We start from the raw sequence: 4,897 nt of genomic DNA, 5'->3' as shown, positions 1-4,897 counted from the left end.
CGCAGATCGTGAAAAACCTCATCATTACCCCCGAAAACAGCCTGAGAACCCCTCTCTGATACGGTAAACTACGGCCAGATAACTCAGTAAAGGCCGTCAAATGTCCAGCCAGCATCTCTCCTTAAAAGCCGACAATACGCTTGGGCTTGAAGTACATACACAGAAACGCATCGTCGCCGAGACGCCAGCCGCCATTCTGGCAGCATGGCAGGCCAGCCGGAGTGATCAAACGCCTTTTCTCGTGCTCGGTGAAGGCAGTAATGTCCTCTTCCTGGAAGATTTTGCCGGTACAGTGGTGCTGAACCGCATCAAAGGCATCAAAATTCAGGATGAATATGAGTGCTGGAAATTGCATGTCGGGGCAGGTGAGAACTGGCATCAGCTGGTTAAAAGCACGCTGGAAAAAGGGATCACGGGCCTGGAAAATCTGGCGTTGATCCCCGGTATGACAGGTTCGGCACCGATTCAGAACATAGGCGCTTATGGCGTGGAATTAAAAGACGTCTGCGAATACGTGGATGTACTTAATCTGCACAATGGTCAGACAGAACGTCTCGATCGTGAAGCCTGCGAGTTTGGCTATCGTGACAGCATTTTTAAACATCACTATCAGTCAGGCTATGTCATCGTCGCGGTCGGGATAATATTGCCTAAGCAATGGCAACCGGTATTAACCTACGGCGATCTGAAAACGCTCAATCCGGTGACCGCCAATGCCTGGGATGTCTATCATGCGGTATGCCAGATGCGGCAGAGCAAATTACCCGATCCTAAAGTCACCGGTAATGTAGGCAGCTTTTTTAAAAATCCTGTAGTCACCGAGGCGCAGTGCAGCTCACTACTGACGCATTTTCCGGCTATGCCACACTATCTGATGCCAAATGGTGAAATCAAACTGGCAGCAGGATGGCTTATCGATCAGTGCCAGCTGAAAGGTTATCGCATCGGGGGCGCGGCAGTTCACCAGCAACAGGCACTGGTGCTGATCAACGCTGAAAATGCCACACCCGACGATATCGTTGCGCTGGCAAAAACCGTGCGAGCTCAGGTTGGTGAAAAATTCGATGTCTGGCTTCAACCCGAAGTGCGCTTTATTCAGGCGCAGGGTGAGTGTAATGCCGTCGGGGTGATCGCATGAAAGACCATAATGTTCCGCTAAAGCTGGTTGATATCTTATCTGATGGTGAGTTCCATTCCGGTGAGCAGTTGGGTGAAACGCTGGGCATGAGTCGCGCAGCCATAAATAAGCATATCCAGACGTTAAAAAGCTGGGGTCTTGATGTCTATACCGTGACAGGCAAAGGTTACAGTCTCTCTGCCCCGATACAGCTGCTGGATGAACAGGCGATTCTCTCACAGGTTACGCAGGGTAACGTCTCGGTAATCCCGGTGATTGATTCCACAAATCAGTATCTGCTGGAACGTATGCATGAAATGGAGTCGGGTGCTGCCTGCATTGCTGAATATCAGCAGGCGGGTCGAGGCCGTCGTGGGCGCCAGTGGTTTTCGCCCTTTGGCGCGAACCTCTACATGTCTATGTACTGGCGTCTGGAGCAGGGGCCGGCAGCGGCGATGGGCCTGAGCCTGGTAATTGGCATTATCATGGCTGAGACATTACGTTCATTAGGGGCCGATGATGTTCGCGTAAAATGGCCCAATGATATTTACCTGAACGATCGTAAACTGGCGGGTATTCTGGTTGAACTGACAGGTAAAACCGGCGATGCTGCGCAGATCGTGATTGGTGCCGGGATTAACCTGGCGATGCGAACAGCCGATGCATCACAGATTAATCAGGGCTGGATTAACCTGCAGGAGGCCGGGGTAACGGTAAACCGCAATGAGCTGGCGGCACGTCTGATCAACAGTCTGCGCGAAGCTCTGCCGCTCTTTGAGCAGGAGGGATTAACCCCGTTTGTCGCACGCTGGGCTGCACTGGATAACTTTATTAACCGGCCGGTTAAGTTGCTTATCGGTGAACGTGAGGTCCATGGTATTGCGCGAGGCGTAGACAGCCAGGGTGGTCTGTTACTGGAACAGGATGGCGAAATAAAAGCCTGGGTGGGTGGAGAAATATCACTGCGTCCTGTCTGAGTAAAAAAAGCCTGCAGAAACGCAGGCTTTTTTATGACTGCAGTTATTTACGTAAGCGAACCTTATCGACTGCATGATCGCCACTTTTGGTCATAATCAGGCTGGCTCGTTCGCGCGTCGGCAGGATATTTTCCTGCAGGTTAAGCCAGTTAATTTCTTTCCATAAATTGCCAGCAATTTCAACCGCTTCTGCCTCTGAAAGCTGGGCGTAATGATGGAAATAGGAGTCCGGATTGGTAAATGCGCCCTGGCGGAATTTCAGGAATCGATTGATATACCAGCTTTGCAGGAGATCTTCCTCTGCATCTACATAGATAGAAAAATCGACGAAGTCTGAAACAAAGACATGATGGGGATCGTGGGGATAGTCCATTCCACTCTGTAATACATTCAGACCTTCCAGAATAAGAATATCAGGCTGCTGTATCACTTTATCGCCATCAGGGATGACATCATAAATCAGATGTGAATAGACCGGAGCGGTGACCTGACTGGCTCCCGACTTCAAATCGGAGACGAAATTGACCAACCGGTGCATGTCGTAGGATTGCGGAAATCCTTTTTTCTTCATTAACCCACGCTCTTTCAGCACGGCATTAGGATGAAGGAAGCCATCAGTAGTGATCAGTTCGACTTTGCGATGTTCAGGCCAGCGGCTGAGCAAAGCCTGCAAGACACGTGCAGTCGTGCTTTTACCGACCGCTACGCTACCCGCAATACTGATGATATAGGGGATTTTCTGGCCATTGGTGCCCAGAAATTGCTCCAGTACGGCCTGCCGGCGAACGTTAGAACTTATATAGAAATTAAGCAGACGCGAAAGTGGCAGATAAATTTCCGCTACTTCCTCCAGCGAGAGATCCTCGTTGATGCCCTCCAGCTGCGCGATCTCTTCCTCTGACAGCGTCATAGGTACGGAATCACGTAATGCAGCCCATTGCTCACGAGTGAACTCTAAATAAGGCGTTGTCAGGGGGGTCGTTTTATCCATAAGCATGCATCTGACCGCAAATTCATGGCTATCAACCGCGTGTTATCCGATAAGCAGGACAGCACAGGTGAAGTGAATCACGAATCGCTGGTTTATCAGTGAGAACAATGGGCTGGAGGGTATCACCAGTATGGCTTTTAACAGAAGTAAAAAGATAAACGTGATCTCGCTTTCGTCGGCATACCCACAAAACATCATGGTGGCTTTAATTTTTACTGCTTTATCGTTGTTTATGATATTGCAGGTCATCACAGCGCATGTGCGGCTTTTATCTGCTTTTTACATCTGAGTACGTCTGAATGACAAAACGCCGCCATAAGGACATACAGAGAGGCTGAGGCGGTACAGATTCAATCTGTCCCATGAGGACTAAAGCAAAAGAACAAACGGTAAAGCGTCATTTTGAACAACCCCACGGCAGGTCATCGTCGTACCAACATAATGGACACGCATGTCAAAACGGCCTGCTTTCTACAGAAAAGGGCCTGCACATGAAAAAAACAGCGCAGGCGAGGTCAAAAAAGCATCGTTCGGTACTGGCGTGTGAAATAAAAATGCTGCCTGCAGATTATTTACCTGCTGAAAAGCGACCCGGAGAAAGGCGTGAGGCAATAGCGCGAGCCGACTGAACCTATGAAAACAGGACCAGATTGCACAAATATTCTGCACAAAAACACTAAAATGCGATGATTTGCACAAATAGTAAGCGATAGAAAAAAATAAGCGATTTTTTAGTTGCATCCAGAGCCCGACCTTCCTAGAATGCGCACCACTTGATGCCGGCTTAGCTCAGTTGGTAGAGCAACTGACTTGTAATCAGTAGGTCACCAGTTCGATTCCGGTAGCCGGCACCATCAAGTAGGTGGGATTCCCGAGCGGCCAAAGGGAGCAGACTGTAAATCTGCCGTCACAGACTTCGAAGGTTCGAATCCTTCTCCCACCACCATCTCAACCTCGCGGTTGGGTACGCAGATGAACAACCTGTTTATCTGTCAGGTGAGTCACTTATCACCCTGAATTCAGACTGAGCGTTAGCGAAGTCAAAGTCGGTCAGCTTCGCTGACAGGCAGTAGATAGTAGAGAAACATCTCTGTTATCTACAAGCTACAGAAAGAACAGGTAGCCGAGTTCCAGGATGCGGGCATCGTATAATGGCTATTACCTCAGCCTTCCAAGCTGATGATGCGGGTTCGATTCCCGCTGCCCGCTCCAGATGTGCTGATATGGCTCAGTTGGTAGAGCGCACCCTTGGTAAGGGTGAGGTCCCCAGTTCGACTCTGGGTATCAGCACCACTTCCTTTAATCTCCCTCCTGATTTTCTCTGTAACTTCCTTGCAGTCAGGCATTGCCTGGTTAATGTGATGATATCATTGATATATCCGTGTCTTAGAGGGACTAGCGATGGCTAAAGAGCAATTTCAACGTAACAAACTGCACGTAAACGTGGGCACCATCGGTCACGTTGACCACGGTAAAACCACCCTGACTGCAGCTATCACTACCGTACTGGCTAAAACCAACGGCGGCCAGGCTCGTGCATTCGATCAGATCGACAGCACGCCTGAAGAAAAAGCCCGCGGTATCACCATCAACACCGCACACGTTGAGTATGAGACTGCTGCACGTCACTACGCTCACGTTGACTGCCCAGGCCACGCCGACTATGTGAAAAACATGATCACCGGTGCTGCGCAGATGGACGGCGCGATCCTGGTTGTTGCTGCGACTGATGGCCCAATGCCACAGACCCGTGAGCACATCCTGCTGGGTCGTCAGGTTGGCGTTCCTTACATCATCGTGTTCCTGAACAAA

At 49.9% G+C, this 4,897-nt stretch carries 4 protein-coding genes and 4 tRNA genes; 7 read left to right on the top strand and 1 reads right to left on the bottom strand.

All coding sequences use genetic code 11. The annotated features are described in order from the left end of the window. The first annotated feature begins 100 nt into the window (after positions 1-100). Positions 101-1,138 (top strand): UDP-N-acetylmuramate dehydrogenase, encoded by a 1,038-nt coding sequence (gene murB / locus FOV68_RS23685; protein WP_143991717.1) that lies wholly within the window; start codon positions 101-103, stop codon positions 1,136-1,138. Next, the gene (birA, locus tag FOV68_RS23680) at positions 1,135-2,094 is read left to right on the top strand and encodes a bifunctional biotin--[acetyl-CoA-carboxylase] ligase/biotin operon repressor BirA (protein WP_010261004.1); all 960 of its coding nucleotides are present in this window, start codon (positions 1,135-1,137) and stop codon (positions 2,092-2,094) included. The genes murB and birA overlap by 4 nt, the downstream gene beginning before the upstream one ends. A gap of 43 nt (positions 2,095-2,137) precedes the next feature. Here the strand turns inward: birA and coaA are convergent, their stop codons facing one another. Further along, complete coding sequence (gene coaA, locus FOV68_RS23675) at positions 2,138-3,085, bottom strand: type I pantothenate kinase (protein WP_010672227.1); 948 nt, start codon at positions 3,083-3,085, stop codon at positions 2,138-2,140. Between the two features lie 778 nt (positions 3,086-3,863). On the opposite strand from coaA, the gene FOV68_RS23665 reads away from it, so the two are divergent. From FOV68_RS23665 to FOV68_RS23645, 5 genes are all read left to right on the top strand, one after another. After that, positions 3,864-3,939, top strand: a tRNA-Thr gene (locus FOV68_RS23665). A gap of 7 nt (positions 3,940-3,946) precedes the next feature. Beyond that, a tRNA-Tyr gene (locus tag FOV68_RS23660) sits at positions 3,947-4,031 on the top strand. A gap of 191 nt (positions 4,032-4,222) precedes the next feature. Next, positions 4,223-4,297 (top strand) — tRNA-Gly (locus FOV68_RS23655). 5 nt (positions 4,298-4,302) lie between these two features. Further along, a tRNA-Thr gene (locus FOV68_RS23650) sits at positions 4,303-4,378 on the top strand. A 108-nt stretch (positions 4,379-4,486) separates the two neighbouring features. Next, positions 4,487-4,897: GTP-binding protein (locus FOV68_RS23645; RefSeq protein WP_143991716.1), on the top strand; the 411-nt coding region annotated here is incomplete at its 3' end.

This window comes from Pantoea sp. paga (assembly GCF_007558755.1).
In the GTDB taxonomy this organism is placed as follows: domain Bacteria; phylum Pseudomonadota; class Gammaproteobacteria; order Enterobacterales; family Enterobacteriaceae; genus Pantoea; species Pantoea agglomerans.
Note: the sequence above shows the minus strand (reverse complement) of the source record. Positions and strands in the feature narration are given on the sequence as shown.